Source organism: Atopobium minutum 10063974 (assembly GCF_000364325.1).
Classification (GTDB): Bacteria; Actinomycetota; Coriobacteriia; order Coriobacteriales; family Atopobiaceae; genus Atopobium; species Atopobium minutum.
On record NZ_KB822533.1, the window covers coordinates 750,147 to 764,404 of the forward strand.

The following is a 14,258-nucleotide window of genomic DNA, read 5'->3' on the forward strand; positions in this document are numbered from 1 at the left end:
GCTATGGAACTCTCTAACAACAAGCAAGAGATCGTTCGTCGTGGTAATAAGGTTGTATGGGACTGCGGTGACAGTATTGTTAAGGCATTTAACAGCAGTAAGCCTGCTTCCGATGTACTAAACGAGGCCCTTAACCTCACTCGTGTGTATGAGGCAGGTGTTAAGGCTCCTCAGTTTATTGAAGTTTCTGCTTTGGATGATGGTTGGGCGCTCAAGACCCAGCGCGTAGAGGGAACTATGCTTTCTACGCTTATGGACGAGAATCCCACTAAACTTGCAGAGTATTTGAGCAACTTTGTTGAGCTGCAGCTGGATATTCAAAGCCACGCAGCTGCGTTGCTGCCTCGTCAGAGGGATAAGTTTGCTCGTATGATTAACTCTTTGTCCTGCATTAATGCTACAACACGCTATGATCTGTTGGTGCGCTTGGATGGCATGAAGGTAGAAGAGAAGATCTGCCACGGTGACTTTAATCCCACTAATGTATTGGTACAAGAAGATGGAAGCTGCACGGTTGTAGACTGGGCTCACGCTACGCAGGGCGCACCTGCAGCAGACGTAGCCATGAGCTACATGCTTTTCTCGTTTGAGGATCAAAAGCTTGCAGACGCCTATTTGGAGATGTACTGCGACCGCGCTGATCTGGCTAAGCAAGTGGTGTATCGTTGGCTTCCCATTGTTGCTGCAGCCGAGCTTGCGCGCGGCCATAAGGAGCATGAACAGGCCTTGCTGTCTTGGATTGATGTAGCTGATTGGCAGTAATATCATTTGCTAGCACAGTATAAAGAAACCTTTCAGCCTTAAATAAGCTACGTTGAACGGAGTTGCCTTGTGGCAGCTCCGTTTTTTTCTTAAGGTGCATGGTACGCTTCTTCCGAGTAAGGTAGCAAATAAGCTTCTACTTTGTTGTTATCCATCTGTTAGAGGGGGGGTAGTATGCGCAAGGTTCATCCTTTGTTCACGACTGTTTTAACGCTGGTACTTGCATGCGGTATGGTAGCTGGTCTGGCTGCCTGTAAGGGCGGGGACGCTGATAAAAACAAGCAAGAGATCACTACGCTTGTGGGCAAAACCTATGATAGTGCTATGGCACTGGATGAATCTGTCGTAGATGAGCTTCTTTCTGACGCCAAGCTAGACAATATGTCTGGGATGGGTCTTGATGGTAAGGATGTAGGCAAAGAAATTTTGTCTGCAGCGTTTAAGAACTTCAAGTACAAGATTGGTGATATAAAAATCGATGGCGATAAGGCCATGGTTACGGTCCATGTTTCTAATGTTGATTTTGCAACTGCTTTGCAAAAGTTTGAAACAGAGTTTACAGAGTGGGCCCAGACCAAAGAGGGCACAAGCGCTATTATGAATGAAGATTCCAATGCTATTACTAAAGGAATAAAGAGCAGCTTAGACAGTAGCTTTAATGCTTCTGATTTAGAGACCAAAGAGTCTGATGTAGTTATTACCGTTGATAAGAAGGATGGCAGCTGGGCGATTCATAGCCTTACTGAATTGTATGACAGCATGGTTGTTCTCTGATAAGGAAGTAGATCTGTAAGCACTGCAGCTTTTAGCCCGATGTGCTGAACACGGTGATACTGTACAAAATCAAATGTAATACCGTCTGGAGTTACGCCGCCTTTCTGTGTAGCAACAAGCTGCCAGTGCGGGTTAGTATCCAGATTGGGAAAATAGGCATCTGCATCACGGATGCAATCATGTTTGGTCACAATAACGTCTGAGCAATGCGGCAGCATTTGTTCGTACACGCTCATGCCACCAATGCACCATACCTCATTGGGATTGTCGGTAGCCACTGCATCGAGCGCCTCAGAGACACTGTGGACAACTTCTACTCCCACACAAGACCAGCCGGTGTTGCGAGTGAGCACAATGTTGCGTCGCTTGGGTAGGGGACGTGCGCCGGGGAAGCTTTCCAGCGTTGTGCGTCCCATGATAACGGTGCCACCACGGGTATGTCGCACAAAATGCTGCATGTCCGCCTTGTTGTCAATGAGCAAACGACCCTTACAGCCAATGGCCCAATTGCTGGTAACAGCTACAATGGCACGCATGATTACACCGCAATGGGGATGTTTTTGACCTGTGGGCCATGCTGATAGTTTTCGACGATCAGATCGCCTGTCGTGAAGTCATAAAAATTGGTGACTTCAGGATTAAGGCGCACGGATGGCGCAGGGTAGGTGGGACGCGTAATGAGCTCTTTGATGATGTCTATGTGGCGGTCATAAATGTGCGCGTCACTAATGATGTGTACAAGCTCGCCTGCAATCATGTTAACGGATTGAGCAACCATCATAAGCAAGATGGCATATTGGCATACATTCCAGTTATTAGCTGCCAAAATGTCTTGGCTGCGCTGCATAAGCAGCATGTTGAGCGTGGGTTTCTCGTCACCTTCCGCCTGTGTGACATTATAGGTAACTGAATATGCGCAAGGATACAGGTTCATCTCAGATAAATCGGCAAAGGTATACATATTGGTCATGATACGACGAGAATACGGTGTGTGCTCAAGATCGTAGAGTACCTTATCCATCTGATCCATATCGCCCTGAGGGTAATGACTTTTCTGAGCAATCTGATAGCCATAAGCCTTGCCAATGGAGCCATCTTCATTGGCCCATTCATCCCAAATGTGGGAGTTAAGATCGTGAATATTATTGGATTTGCGCTGATAGATCCACAAGATCTCATCCATAGCGCTCTTGAGTGCGCAGCGGCGTAAGGTGGGAGCGGGAAACTCCTCGCGCAAATCATAGCGGTTACAAACGCCAAATTTCTTAATGGTATACGCAGGGGTGCCGTCTTCCCAGTGGGGGCGCACGAGCTGGCCTTGCGTTGTAGTGCCATGTTCTATGATGTCAGAGCACAGAGCGATAAACAGATCGTCTGCTTTACTCATGTGAACTCCTTTCAGCGGTAGGGGCGAGTGGTAAAGATGACTGGTGTGCACAAAGCATGCGCCAGCAGTTCTGGTTAAGCATGCTTTGTGGGTGTTGCTCTTTGTGAGTGCTGCCAGTGCGCGCTGTTTTGCACACAAGCTGTCTGTATGAAGTTATGAAAGCTTGTAAGAAGTGGTGCTTACGTCGCTGTTATCCAAGAACTTATCGATAGTTTTGCGATCACGATAGCTTGTATAGTCATCATCAGAGAGGCGGTCTTCAGATAATTCTCTTCTAAATTCCTTATCAAGCTGCACAAGCTCTTCTCGAGAAAGACTGCTGACAAAGCGCTGAAGGCTCTGAGAGATTCTTTGGGCTGCCTGGTAGCTACCCAAGGCAAGCACAAGTACGATAGCGATAAAGACTATGTAGATGGTATTGCCAGCAGGGTTTTTCTTGTTGGACGTGGTTGCGCTTGCGGACTCAATGATCGGAGTATCTGTATCCTGAGACTGAGGAATATCTGGTGTTGTAGTCATGGCTTACATCCTTGCGTTAAAAGCTTTTGTACAGTACATAGTATAGATTTCATGAGGGCGGATGCCTATAAATGCTCTGCCCAGAATAGCTGTTCCCACAGAACCCCTAAACTACGGACAAGTGTAGTGTCTGCTTCAAGCCAAGCAACGTCTAAGAGTTCATCACGAGAAAGCCAGCGCAGCTCGGAATGAACACGGGCCTGAGGTGTTTGGTGGGCTGCGAGTTGGCAGATAAAAACATCCATGCTTAAGTGGAAATCAGGATAGTCATACTCAACGGTATCGTAGTAGAACATAGAACCGAGCTCGACGCCCAGCTCTTCTTTGATTTCACGCAAACATGCTTGTTCTGGATTCTCGCCAGGCTGTACTTTACCTCCGGGAAACTCCCAGCCGCTCAGGTGATCATCTGAGCGTTTACAGGCCAAAATTGTATTGTCATTATGGATGATACCTGCGGAAACGTGAACTGTTTTCATATATCCTCCTGCATCTTGTACTTACAAGCCTAGCAGGTTTATGTGCGCAACAGTACCGTGGTTGTTGGTATGGAAACAGTTCGATAAAAATCTCAGAGACGTGTGTGGTGTGCCAAGCGCGTCACGTGCGCCAGACGCAAGAACAGTGGCTTTGTGGTAGTCTTTTTCTCAATATATGCTATTTATGCAGGATAGGCGGGTGATGTGATGGCAACATATGTCTTGAGCGACATACATGGTCGTCTGGCTGCACTGGATCGTGTGCTTAATCGCATTGCTCCCGCTTGTGATGATAGGTTCTTTGTTTTAGGTGATATGGTGGACCGCGGCCCCAATCCTGTGGGCGTTATGCAACTGTGTCGCACGCTTCCCAATGTGCAGGTGTTGATGGGCAATCACGAGCGGCTTATGCTTGATGCCCTCTATTTTCCCGAGGATACCACGGCTGTTTATAACTGGGGTGTAAACGGTGGAGAGACTACCCGTGCGGAGCTGGCAGCTATGGAGCTTGCACCTCGAATTGAGATTGTAGAATGGGTTGCCAACTTGCCCTTATATGCACACACCTATGTTGAACAGCAGCTGTATTTCTTTGTCCATGCAGGAATCCGTACAGGTACGGTAGCTGTGCCACACACCTGGACAAACGAGTCCATTGAAGCCTATTTACATGCACAAGATCCCGATGACCTCTTATGGATTCGCGAGGACTTTTGGGGAACTAAAACACATCTTGCAGATAGCACTGGTGTAGCTCCTCGTATTGTTGCTGGTCATACCCCTACGCCCATTGCCTATAGTTTGGTTGATGTGGCTGCAAATGAGCCTCTTACGCCAGAGGGTCGGGCGCTTATGATGGCCTGCGGTGATACCGATCCTCAGCAGGCAGATCGTTTTGATATTGATTGTGCCTGTGCCGCTGGCTCTGAAATGGGTCAGGTGTTGGTGTGGCGTTTGGATGATGGCCAACAATTCTATGAAGCCGTGCAAGATGGAGAGTAAGCACGAAAGTGAGCACGTTCAATCGTTTGAGCCTCTTATGGATGCTCACTGTCGCGTGCTTGTGCTAGGTACGGTACCCAGCCCTAAGTCACGTGAAGTGCACATGAACTACGGCAATCCACGCAACCGATTTTGGCTTGTGATGGCTCGACTGTTTAACGAGCCTCTCCCCAGCTCAAATGAACAAAAGGCTGCGCTGGTATTACGTCATCATATTGCGTTATGGGATGTATTGGAAAGCTGTGATATTGTGGGGGCCAGTGATGCTTCTATTGTTCATCCGGTTCCCAACAACCTGAGTCGCGTGCTTGACGTGGCACCCATCCATACCATTTTTTGTACAGGTGCTACGGCAGCGCGCTTGTACAAAACGTATTGCGAGCCAGTCTGTGGTTTAACTGCTGTTGCGCTGCCTTCTACCAGTCCTGCTAATGCCCGCTGGAGCTTAGATGATCTGGTGGAGGCCTATACAGTAATAAAGCTTGCTGTTCAGTCACATCCCAGCCAAGCGGGTGAGGCTCGTGGATAGTAGTTGGATATGTGCTCCAGCCGAAGCGTTTTTGCATGGCTGCCTTGAAGTGCAGGCCCACTCGGATGGATGGGTTTGTCCTCAGCGTTTTTTGCCAGAGCAGCGTGCCGTTTTGGAAAGCTGTTTGGCTTGGCACCCTGGCCTATACAAACAGATGGCCGCTTGCACTAGCGGCGTAACGCTTGAGTTTATCACCGACGCCAGCTTAGTTGCTATAGATCTGCGCTTTGGAGAAGAGCCAGCGGGAACGATACGTTCGCGCGAACTCGTACAGAGCCATGACGAACAGCGTAAACAGCAGGTGTTGGATGGTGCAAGCAGTACAAGCGATGCAAGTAACGTGAGCAGCACAAGTAATGCAAGTAACACGAATAATGCCGATGCTGTGGGTACCCAGGTTTTTGATGGCGTGTCGTATGAGGTTAACGGCAAACACAAAGGTATGTTGTTTGCTTCACTGCAAGATAAGCAAACCACGCAAGTGCATATTGCTTTGCCCACCTCAAGTGTGTCTGAACCGGCTTTGTTTGAGTTAAGAAAACCTGTGCGAGTAAAGGTATTTTTACCAGCATTACGTTCATGTGAGGTCCGTACCATTGCGTGCAACGGGACCCAGCTTGAACCACTTGCAAAAAAAGAGCAGCTGCTCGTGTTGGGCGATTCCATTACGCAAGGTTTTGTATGTGGGGACCCGGCATATGCGTGGGCACATCAAGTGGCGCAGAAGACCAAGCTTGACCTGCTTAATCAAGGTATTGGTGGACAAGTCTTTTTGCCAGAAAGCTTCCAGGGTTTCTCTGCACATCCAAAGTTTGTTCCTCAGGTCATCGTGGTAGCCTTGGGTGTCAATTATCGCTATGAGGCGTGTGTAGCCAGCCACGTTTACGCAGATATTCGGCGCTTTTTTGCGACCCTCCACACCCTGTGGCCTTGTGTACCCACCTATGTGCTTACGCCACTATGGCACCAAGATGGCCCATATCTTACACACCCAAAGAGCTGCTTTGGGCAGGTCAGTGAGTTTATTCAGCAGGCGGTAGCTGCGTATTCCAACATGGTGATGGTTGATGGAGCCCATGTCTTAGATGAGGATGAAAGGCTTCTGGCCGATGGCTTTGAACATCCCAATAAGGCAGGGCATACCCAAATTGCCCAGAACTTATCGGCATACCTGTGTAGCCGTGAACATTCTTCCAAAGGACAGGAAGGACAGACTTTGTCCACGCCAGCCGTAGGGCACGCTCCTGTAGCTATGAAACCCATAGCTGCGTCTGATGCATCCGCAGTTACAAAGCATGTTTCGCGCCAAGCTATAGCACAACCACCTGCTGATGTAGAGCAAATGGGCTTTGAGTTTTAATACTGTCCGAGTGCCGTTGTATGCTGGGTACAGAAAATCAAACGGAAAGGCTTATTATGGCAATTCAAAAAAATCCGCTGGTACCCCATATGAACCTCGAGCTTTCTCAGGCAGACTCTGCGCTGGTGCAGCAGTACCAAACAGGCGTAGCGGTCAACCCGTACCGCTGCAACAATGAGGACGTTATCCGCCGCGAGCAAACGGATCGAGACCGTGCATCCGTTATGCGTCCATCTTTTGTGCGCGATACCGAGAAAATCATGCACTTGCAAGCATACAATCGCCTGGCTGGCAAAACGCAGGTGTTCTCGTTTAGAGCCCATGATGATCTTACTCGTCGTGGTTTGCATGTGCAGCTTGTGGCACGTGTTGCACACACTATTGGTCGTGCGCTTGGTCTTAACGTGGACTTGATTGAGGCAATTGCCCTTGGCCACGATATTGGTCATACGCCCTTTGGCCACGCGGGGGAGCGCTTTTTGAATCATGAATATCATGTGCGCACCAACAAATATTTTTTCCATAATGTTATGAGTGTGCGGGTGCTGGATAAGTTGTATGGGCGCAACCTGAGCTTACAGATGCTCGACGGAGCGCTGTGCCACAACGGTGAGTTTGAGCAGCAGGTACTTGAGCTCAGTGGTCTGTCCAACTTTGCAGATTTTGATGCCACAGTCCAGAGTTGTTGGGATGACGCACCTCAGGTTATTGGGCATTTGCGTCCTATGACGCTCGAGGGCTGCGTGGTGCGTATTTCAGACATCATTGCCTATATTGGCAAGGATCGTCAGGATGCCATCCGTGCCGGCATTGCTACCGAGAAAACCTTTGAAGATGGCATGGGCGGCGCTTATAACGCTTGGGCGCTTTGTGCTTTTGCAACAGACATTGTGTCTTGTAGCCTTGGTTCTTCTCGCATTGCTTTGAGCGAGGAGGGCTTTGAGGAGCTACGCCGTGCTAAGCGTGAAAACTATGAAAAGATTTATCTGGCAAGTGAAGTAGCAGGGGATTTGTCTCAAGACATGGCACAGATGTTTGCTATGGTATATGCCACCTGTTTGGAGTGGATGCAGTCTGGCAAGCAGGATACGCCTCTTTTTGAGCACCATATCCAACCGCTTGAGCGTTCACTTTCTTACTATGGCAAGAGCTATGATTGGCAGCAGGATCTTAATCTGACCGCGGTGGATTACATTTCTGCCATGACCGATGATTACTTTGCGGCCTTGTGCCAGCACATTGATCCTTCTTGTGCAGCATTTTTCCCACAGTATAGCTATTTTGCTTAGTGTATAAACGATGCGAGTGCACACAGGGCAATCAATACGCCTACCAGGCTTTCTCCACCCAAGACACCAGAAACGATGGTGTCCGCCTTTGAATCTTGCAGCTTGTTTGTTTTTTCGAGAACAAACTTGATGGCTGCTCCAAGAGCAGCACTACAAGACATAAAGAAGGGAAGATACACACCCAGGCCAAGCGTCATAACGGGAAGGCCGCAGCCGGCCAATACGCCACCAATGCCAAGGCCTGCGATAAAGGCAGGAACGTGAGAGATGCCGCCAGCCATAGCGGCAACGTTGGCTGCCTGCACAGAAACAAAGGTTGCTTGAGGACCAAAAGCACCGCCGCCGTACACCTGGTATAGGCCCATAAGTAACAAAGACGCTACAACTACGCCAACCAAGGCGCCAACTACCATACCCGTCATTTGGTCTTTAGGATTGGTGTGAAGACGATCGCCCGCCTTGAGATCGTTCATAACATCGCCACCAATACCGCAGGCCACAGCTACCATGGCAGCAACAAGGAACAATACCTTCATGCTGGCTATCCTAAACACGGCCTGTACCAGTAAAAGTACAAGCATGCCAAAGACCTCCATGGGGTTGATGCCTGTGGTTCCCGTCAGCCAAGCGGATAGATAGATGCAAAACCAGGTTGCAGCCACAGCGACAGTAGAGGTAAAGATGGTCAGTTGGAATACAGCGCAGATAAGCGCTACTGCCAAAGCGCATATGAGTGCACTGAGTCTGAGGCTGGTATGTAAGCGCACGGGTTTGTCGCCCTTCTCGGTAGATTGATGGGTCTGGGCAACGTCATGGGCAGCACTTTTGGCAGATGTGCTGGCAGTCTTCTTGGCGGCGTCACGTAGCTTTTTGTTACGCAGGACAGAGGCGGCAATGGTGCCTCCACCGGCACCAAGCATGAGGCCCAGCCCTAAGCTTACGCGGATGTCCAGGGCGGTAGCTGTGGTAACAAGGTTTGCTGCGGGCAGTGCGCCTACAATACCAAGATGGCCAACAACAGCACCAATAAACCAAACAGCGGTAGGAACAACTCCCACAGCAAAACCCATAGCAACGCTCATAGGGGAGTTATAGATTCCCAGTGCTACACCGGGAAGTGCGTTGGATTGGAACAGGATTGAAGGAACGAGGTGCAAAACGTCTCGTATAGCGGCGTACACACCGGACAAGCCCAAGCCCCAAAACAGGGCGGGTGCATCCTGTGCATTATTGTTCCCTACCGCAGTAAGGGTATCTGCGGCGGCAGTACCAATGGGGTAAGCTAATTTTTTGTCGCAGATAAAGTAGGGCTGGAAGGCAGCACAGGCAACCAGACCCACGAGCGTTCCAGCCAATGCTGCAATAAGCACTTCATATAGAGCAAGATCCTGACCCAAGCCCATAATCCACAGACCAGGGATGGTAAAAGCAAGACCGCCTGCAATCATGGAGCCAGCGCTCATGGCTGCGTGCATAACGTTTGCTTCATGAAGGTTGTGAGATTTAAACAGCTTAAGCGCTAAGACGCTGGCGATGGCCGCAAAAGAGATAGGCCAAGGCAGCATGCCCATACGCAACGCGATAAACAAAGAACTTGCAGTAAGAATTGCAGATCCAAGGGCTCCAATAACCAGTGCGCGAACGGTAAGTGCTTTATTGTTAGTGCCAGAATTCATGAACTGCCTTTCGGTGTAAAGAGCTGTAAAGAGCCTTTTGCGTGTGAGTTGTTTTGTTATTGAGCATCAGGCCAGTTATTGAGCGTCAGATAAAGCGGCCTTCTTTGCTTTGTACGTGGCTGCAGCATCAATAAATGCCTCAAACAGATCTGGTTGTGTGCCCAAAATCTCTGGATGCCATTGCACGCCAACCACAAAGTCCTTCTCGGCACATTCCAGCGCTTCGGGAGTGCCATCGGTTGCCCAACCTACAATACTCACTCCTTGCCCAGGAGTGCTAATTGCTTGATGGTGATAAGAATTTACCCCCAACAGCGTTGAGTGATAAATGTGAGCAAGCTTGCTGTGTTCATCCAGATCAACGGTATGGCAGGGCATGTCAAAGGGAGGAGCAACGTGCACCTGGGCTGTGGTTGTGGTGTTTGGCTGCTCGGTTACATCACGCACCATGCGACCACCACGAGAGATGTTAAGCAGCTGCATGCCGCGGCAAATTGCTAGAGTTGGCAGGTTAGAGCTCCATGCCTGTGCACATAAAGCTTCTTCCATGTTGTCGCGCACCATGTCTGTAAGAAAGATCTCTGCTGTGGAGTAAGGCTCATACACCTTGCCTCCAAATGACTCGGCAGCAATGTCTCCGCCGCCTGTGAGCAACAGGCCATCTACCAGATCCAACAAACGCGGCACCATGGCAGGACCCTGAGCAGACAGAGGGAGCACAACGGGAATACCACCTGCGGCAATAATACAGTCTGCATACCTCTGATTTATCCAGGTATGTCCATCCTCACCTGGACGAGAGGTAATACCAATAAGAGGTGCAAAATCATACGCGGTATCCACCATCATTCCTTTCTGCTGGCGCGAAACTTTAATCATAGGTCAAAACGCAGTCTCCTGCACTAAAAATAAGGCCTCAAACAATTTCTTATAGTTATTACGTAAAACCATCGCAGCGGTTGGCTGGTGAGAAAAGCGTGGTTTTGCTGCGCTAAAATGAGCCTATGGATACTTTGTTTAGCAGCGCTCAGCGCACTATTAAAATTAATAACGCTCCGATGGCCGTCAGAATGAGACCGACTTCCTTGGATGAATTTGCGGGCCAAACCGCAGCGGTTGGTCCAAATTCATGGTTGCGTCGTGCCATAGAGCATGATGTATTGTCCTCTGTTATTTTGTATGGTCCAGCCGGTACGGGTAAAACCACCCTGGCTCGCATCATTGCCAACTCTACCAATGCTACGTTTGTAGAGGTTTCTGCTATTACCGGCACGGTTAAGGATCTGCGTCGAGAGATTGAGCTTGCAGAATCACGTTTGCTTACCAGCGGAACTCGAACCATTTTGTTTGTGGATGAAATCCACCGTTTTAATCGTTCCCAGCAAGATGCGCTGCTTCATGCGGTAGAGGACCGTATTGTGGTGCTGATTGGCGCTACAACGGAAAACCCTTGTTTTGAGGTTAATCAGGCATTGATTTCTCGTTCGCGCGTGGTGGAGCTTACCACGCTTTCTGATGAGGATATCAGCGGTATTGTTACCCGTGCCCTGGAGTCTGATCAGGGTTTGGCGGGTAAGTTTACGCTGACAGACGATGCGCTGGAAGAAATCGTGTTACTTTCTGGTGGAGATGCCCGCTGCGCTCTGACCACCCTAGAGCTGGCAAGCCAACTGGCAACACCGCTGGCAGCGTCGGCGGCGCCTACGGCACCCACGCCAACACCAGAGCCATCGGCAGCACCCACGTCGGTACCAGATTCGTCGGCCCCGTCCGACGCACCCGCAGACGCAACGGATCGTCTCGTCATCACACGTGAACAGGTGCTTGATGCCAACCCACGTCATGGCATGCCCTACGACAAGTCTCAAGACATGCACTATGACATCATCTCTGCCTTTATCAAATCCATGCGTGGCTCGGATCCCGATGCCGCACTGTACTGGCTTGCTCGCATGATTGACGCGGGTGAGGATCCTAAATTTATTGCGCGACGCATTATGATTGCCGCCTCTGAGGATATTGGTAACGCAGATCCTCAGGCATTGCTGGTGGCCCAAGCTGCGTTTAGAGCTGCTGAGGTTATTGGCTATCCAGAGTGTCGCATTATGTTGGCGCAGGCTGCGGTGTACAATGCCTTGGCACCCAAGTCAAACGCTAGTTATGCTGGCCTTAATGAGGCTATGGCAGAGATTCATAACGGTCCTTTGCGTGCCGTGCCGTCGCATTTGCGTGATCGGCATCGTCCGGGGGCAGAGCAGTACCAGGAGTATCTGTATCCGCACGATGATGCAAGAGGATGGGTTTCTCAGCAGTATTTGCCCGATGGACTTTCCAAGGGTGCCTTTTTTACGCCCTCTGAGCGCGGGTGGGAGGCGTGGCGCTATGAGGCGTCAAACAGAGATCACACCGATCCGCCTGCCCAGAAGGGTTCGTCTGCCGAGAAGGGCTAAAAAGTAGATGTAATTGCCCGCTAAATGCGGACGTTGTGAGTAGCTATGGGGTTTAAACGGGTAGAATTAAACGAATGTAACGGGCTAGGGGAAGGTTGACGCGATGTTTGACGCGATGTCACCAATGGAGATTGCAGGTATTGTTCTGATAGTAGCTGGTATTTGGGCAGCTATTGAGCTTGCTTTGACCTTGCGCTCCTCACGCAAGTCTCTTGCAGAGCTTACCCATACCGTTACTGACACGGTGGCCGAGGTTAAGCCTGTGGTGCAAAAGCTGGATGGCGTGGTAGATGAGCTGCAGCAGTCTTCCAAGCAGCTTGAGCCGCTTTTAGAGAAGACTTCGGTAGCCGTGGATGCTGTGACGGTTGATCTGATTCGTGTGGACGACATCCTCTCTGATGTTTCCACGGTTACTTCTACAGGCGCCAATCTTTCCAGTGCGGTAAGCAAGGTTACCGCGAGTGCAGCAGACGGTGTAGCCGGTATTGTGGGCAAGATCACTTCAAGTGCAAGCAAGACCGTCGGCGCAAAGCTGGGACTTTCTGTTTCAGAGGCCACGGCCGCCCTACAAGATGCTGCTAGCAGCATGGAGGGTCAAGCACACAGCAAGGCAGCGGGCGCTGGTACTGGCGCCAATGCGGACACGAACGGCACCGGCTCTGAGACTTACTCATCTAAGGATCAGGGCGCTCAAGATACAGCCCAGCAAAATGCTGCACCATCCCATAAGTCGGCTAAGCCTACTTATTTTACGTACCCAGATAGCGCAACGGGTACCGCTCGTGCACAAAGCAGCGCAACGGATAAGGAATAATTAAACTGCCTCGTCGGGTTTCTCGGCAGGCACAACAGCCAAATAGGCGTACGCAAAAGGAGAGATATGTCCCAACAAGTAGTGTCGTTGAGCGTTCCTGCTCAACCGTTGTTTGCACGTTCGGTCCGTATGATGGCGGCTAATCTGGCTGTGGTAAACAATATGGATGTGGACGAGGTAGAGGATTTGCGCATGGCCGCAGAGGAAGGCTTTGTATATGCGTGTGCAACCCAGCCTGCTTCTTGTGACATTGTGTTTGAGCTGGATGAGTCTGGCATTGCAATCAACTATACCTTGGGCGATACCATTTCGTCCGATGACGATGCCCTGCAGTATGCAAACTTGTTACTCTCTGCCATTTGTGACGAGTATGATGCCGATCATGCGAACAAGAAGCTTCGCCTGGTAAAGCTTGCGGATGGTGCACATGCCAACTAGTACACGACGCTCCTCGGGTAAGCTGGCGTGGGACAAGCAGCGTACTCATGAGCTTTTTCGTAGGTATAAAGAAAAAGGTGATGAGGACGCACGTGAGCAGCTTATCGTCAATCATCTTAATCTGGTACGTTTCTTAGCGGCCAAGTTTAAAAACCGTGGCGAACCTTTGGATGACTTAATCCAGGTTGGTACCGTGGGACTTATCAAAGCAATCGATCGTTTTGACCTTGAGCGTGGCCTTGAATTTACCACCTTTGCAACGCCTACTATTTTGGGTGAAATCAAGCGCCATTTTCGCGATAAGGGCTGGTCAGTACGGGTTCCTCGTCGCCTTCAAGAGCTTTCTGCCAAAGTTAATCAGGCTACGGATACCCTCACGGAGCAACTTCAGCGCAGTCCTTCTGTAGAAGAGATTGCTCAGTACCTAGGAACCTCCGTGGATGAGGTTTTGGAAGCTATGGAATCTTCCAGCGCATATAGCTCGGTGCCCTTGGAGGGCGGCTCGACTGATGACGAGGAAGCTCCCTCGGTTATCGATAAATACGCAAGTGAGGATACCGCCCTGTCTACGGCAGATGATCGTATGGTCATAGAGCAGACCATTCGGGATTTTTCTCCGCGCGAGCAAGAGGTTATCCGCATGCGCTTTGTGGAAGGCCTGACACAGGTAGAAATTGCCGAGAAACTCGGTGTATCGCAGGTACAGGTTTCTAGGTTGCTGCGCCGCACCCTTAAGAAGATCCAAGAAAAGATTGACCCCGACTCTTTAGCACAATAGA

16 protein-coding genes are annotated in these 14,258 nt (G+C 50.0%); 10 read left to right on the forward strand and 6 right to left on the reverse strand.

Translation table 11 applies throughout. The features are described from left to right. The first annotated feature begins 3 nt into the window (after window positions 1-3). Together HMPREF1091_RS03480 and HMPREF1091_RS03485 are read left to right on the forward strand one after the other, a co-directional pair. Window positions 4-762, forward strand: a complete 759-nt coding sequence (locus HMPREF1091_RS03480) for an aminoglycoside phosphotransferase family protein (RefSeq protein ID WP_002563449.1) — start codon at window positions 4-6, stop codon at window positions 760-762. 174 nt (window positions 763-936) lie between these two features. After that, the gene (locus tag HMPREF1091_RS03485; protein WP_002563450.1) at window positions 937-1,536 is read left to right on the forward strand and encodes a hypothetical protein; all 600 of its coding nucleotides are present in this window, start codon (window positions 937-939) and stop codon (window positions 1,534-1,536) included. On the opposite strand, the gene HMPREF1091_RS03490 is transcribed toward HMPREF1091_RS03485, so the two are convergent. The 4 genes from HMPREF1091_RS03490 to HMPREF1091_RS03505 all read right to left on the reverse strand — a co-directional run bounded on the left by HMPREF1091_RS03490 (window position 1,494) and on the right by HMPREF1091_RS03505 (window position 3,921). Beyond that, window positions 1,494-2,072 carry a dihydrofolate reductase gene (locus tag HMPREF1091_RS03490; protein WP_002563451.1) on the reverse strand — a complete coding sequence of 193 codons (579 nt, stop codon included), beginning with the start codon at window positions 2,070-2,072 and terminating at the stop codon, window positions 1,494-1,496. The two genes, HMPREF1091_RS03485 and HMPREF1091_RS03490, sit on opposite strands and share 43 nt — an antisense overlap. A gap of 2 nt (window positions 2,073-2,074) precedes the next feature. Beyond that, window positions 2,075-2,923 carry a thymidylate synthase gene (thyA, locus tag HMPREF1091_RS03495; RefSeq protein WP_002563452.1) on the reverse strand — a complete coding sequence of 283 codons (849 nt, stop codon included), beginning with the start codon at window positions 2,921-2,923 and terminating at the stop codon, window positions 2,075-2,077. Window positions 2,924-3,076: 153 nt separating this feature from the next. Beyond that, window positions 3,077-3,442, reverse strand: coding sequence for a hypothetical protein (locus HMPREF1091_RS03500; RefSeq protein ID WP_002563453.1), 366 nt, complete (start codon window positions 3,440-3,442; stop codon window positions 3,077-3,079). Between the two features lie 65 nt (window positions 3,443-3,507). Beyond that, window positions 3,508-3,921: a (deoxy)nucleoside triphosphate pyrophosphohydrolase gene (locus tag HMPREF1091_RS03505; RefSeq protein WP_002563454.1), complete on the reverse strand. Its 414-nt coding sequence runs from the start codon at window positions 3,919-3,921 to the stop codon at window positions 3,508-3,510. A 207-nt stretch (window positions 3,922-4,128) separates the two neighbouring features. Between HMPREF1091_RS03505 and HMPREF1091_RS03510 the strand changes: the two genes are divergently transcribed. Genes HMPREF1091_RS03510 through HMPREF1091_RS03525 form a run of 4 tightly spaced genes read left to right on the forward strand, consistent with a single transcriptional unit; the run spans window position 4,129 to window position 8,101 of the window. Continuing rightward, complete coding sequence (locus tag HMPREF1091_RS03510; protein ID WP_002563455.1) at window positions 4,129-4,923, forward strand: metallophosphoesterase family protein; 795 nt, start codon at window positions 4,129-4,131, stop codon at window positions 4,921-4,923. Continuing rightward, window positions 4,913-5,452, forward strand: coding sequence for a DNA-deoxyinosine glycosylase (locus HMPREF1091_RS03515; protein WP_021736206.1), 540 nt, complete (start codon window positions 4,913-4,915; stop codon window positions 5,450-5,452). The genes HMPREF1091_RS03510 and HMPREF1091_RS03515 overlap by 11 nt, the downstream gene beginning before the upstream one ends. Continuing rightward, the gene (locus tag HMPREF1091_RS03520; RefSeq protein WP_002563457.1) at window positions 5,445-6,812 is read left to right on the forward strand and encodes an SGNH/GDSL hydrolase family protein; all 1,368 of its coding nucleotides are present in this window, start codon (window positions 5,445-5,447) and stop codon (window positions 6,810-6,812) included. Before HMPREF1091_RS03515 ends, HMPREF1091_RS03520 begins: the two co-directional genes overlap by 8 nt. A 56-nt stretch (window positions 6,813-6,868) precedes the next feature. Then, a complete protein-coding gene (locus tag HMPREF1091_RS03525) occupies window positions 6,869-8,101 on the forward strand; it encodes a deoxyguanosinetriphosphate triphosphohydrolase family protein (protein ID WP_035424614.1) in 1,233 nt (410 codons plus the stop codon). On the opposite strand, the gene HMPREF1091_RS03530 is transcribed toward HMPREF1091_RS03525, so the two are convergent. Together HMPREF1091_RS03530 and HMPREF1091_RS03535 are read right to left on the reverse strand one after the other, a co-directional pair. Continuing rightward, complete coding sequence (locus HMPREF1091_RS03530; protein WP_002563459.1) at window positions 8,098-9,777, reverse strand: OPT/YSL family transporter; 1,680 nt, start codon at window positions 9,775-9,777, stop codon at window positions 8,098-8,100. The two genes, HMPREF1091_RS03525 and HMPREF1091_RS03530, sit on opposite strands and share 4 nt — an antisense overlap. Window positions 9,778-9,852: 75 nt before the next feature. Beyond that, complete coding sequence (locus tag HMPREF1091_RS03535) at window positions 9,853-10,620, reverse strand: gamma-glutamyl-gamma-aminobutyrate hydrolase family protein (RefSeq protein WP_021736289.1); 768 nt, start codon at window positions 10,618-10,620, stop codon at window positions 9,853-9,855. Between the two features lie 161 nt (window positions 10,621-10,781). On the opposite strand from HMPREF1091_RS03535, the gene HMPREF1091_RS03540 reads away from it, so the two are divergent. The 4 genes from HMPREF1091_RS03540 (at window position 10,782) to HMPREF1091_RS03555 (ending at window position 14,257) form a co-directional block, all read left to right on the forward strand. Beyond that, the gene (locus HMPREF1091_RS03540) at window positions 10,782-12,227 is read left to right on the forward strand and encodes a replication-associated recombination protein A (RefSeq protein ID WP_002563461.1); all 1,446 of its coding nucleotides are present in this window, start codon (window positions 10,782-10,784) and stop codon (window positions 12,225-12,227) included. Window positions 12,228-12,330: 103 nt separating this feature from the next. Beyond that, window positions 12,331-13,041, forward strand: a complete 711-nt coding sequence (locus tag HMPREF1091_RS08015; RefSeq protein ID WP_002563462.1) for a DUF948 domain-containing protein — start codon at window positions 12,331-12,333, stop codon at window positions 13,039-13,041. A gap of 66 nt (window positions 13,042-13,107) precedes the next feature. Next, window positions 13,108-13,479, forward strand: a complete 372-nt coding sequence (locus tag HMPREF1091_RS03550) for a hypothetical protein (RefSeq protein ID WP_002563463.1) — start codon at window positions 13,108-13,110, stop codon at window positions 13,477-13,479. Further along, window positions 13,469-14,257 carry a SigB/SigF/SigG family RNA polymerase sigma factor gene (locus HMPREF1091_RS03555; protein ID WP_002563464.1) on the forward strand — a complete coding sequence of 263 codons (789 nt, stop codon included), beginning with the start codon at window positions 13,469-13,471 and terminating at the stop codon, window positions 14,255-14,257. The genes HMPREF1091_RS03550 and HMPREF1091_RS03555 overlap by 11 nt, the downstream gene beginning before the upstream one ends. The last annotated feature ends 1 nt before the right edge of the window (window position 14,258 follow it).

Coding starts and splice junctions, on each gene's coding strand:
- HMPREF1091_RS03525 (WP_035424614.1), top strand. CDS start 6,869: ATGGCAATTCAAAAAAATCCGCTGGTACCCCATATGAACCTCGAGCTT.
- HMPREF1091_RS03530 (WP_002563459.1), bottom strand. CDS start 9,777: ATGAATTCTGGCACTAACAATAAAGCACTTACCGTTCGCGCACTGGTT.
- HMPREF1091_RS08015 (WP_002563462.1), top strand. CDS start 12,331: ATGTTTGACGCGATGTCACCAATGGAGATTGCAGGTATTGTTCTGATA.
- HMPREF1091_RS03500 (WP_002563453.1), bottom strand. CDS start 3,442: ATGACTACAACACCAGATATTCCTCAGTCTCAGGATACAGATACTCCG.
- HMPREF1091_RS03540 (WP_002563461.1), top strand. CDS start 10,782: ATGGATACTTTGTTTAGCAGCGCTCAGCGCACTATTAAAATTAATAAC.
- thyA (WP_002563452.1), bottom strand. CDS start 2,923: ATGAGTAAAGCAGACGATCTGTTTATCGCTCTGTGCTCTGACATCATA.
- HMPREF1091_RS03510 (WP_002563455.1), top strand. CDS start 4,129: ATGGCAACATATGTCTTGAGCGACATACATGGTCGTCTGGCTGCACTG.
- HMPREF1091_RS03490 (WP_002563451.1), bottom strand. CDS start 2,072: ATGCGTGCCATTGTAGCTGTTACCAGCAATTGGGCCATTGGCTGTAAG.
- HMPREF1091_RS03505 (WP_002563454.1), bottom strand. CDS start 3,921: ATGAAAACAGTTCACGTTTCCGCAGGTATCATCCATAATGACAATACA.
- HMPREF1091_RS03485 (WP_002563450.1), top strand. CDS start 937: ATGCGCAAGGTTCATCCTTTGTTCACGACTGTTTTAACGCTGGTACTT.
- HMPREF1091_RS03480 (WP_002563449.1), top strand. CDS start 4: ATGGAACTCTCTAACAACAAGCAAGAGATCGTTCGTCGTGGTAATAAG.
- HMPREF1091_RS03555 (WP_002563464.1), top strand. CDS start 13,469: ATGCCAACTAGTACACGACGCTCCTCGGGTAAGCTGGCGTGGGACAAG.
- HMPREF1091_RS03550 (WP_002563463.1), top strand. CDS start 13,108: ATGTCCCAACAAGTAGTGTCGTTGAGCGTTCCTGCTCAACCGTTGTTT.
- HMPREF1091_RS03515 (WP_021736206.1), top strand. CDS start 4,913: ATGGAGAGTAAGCACGAAAGTGAGCACGTTCAATCGTTTGAGCCTCTT.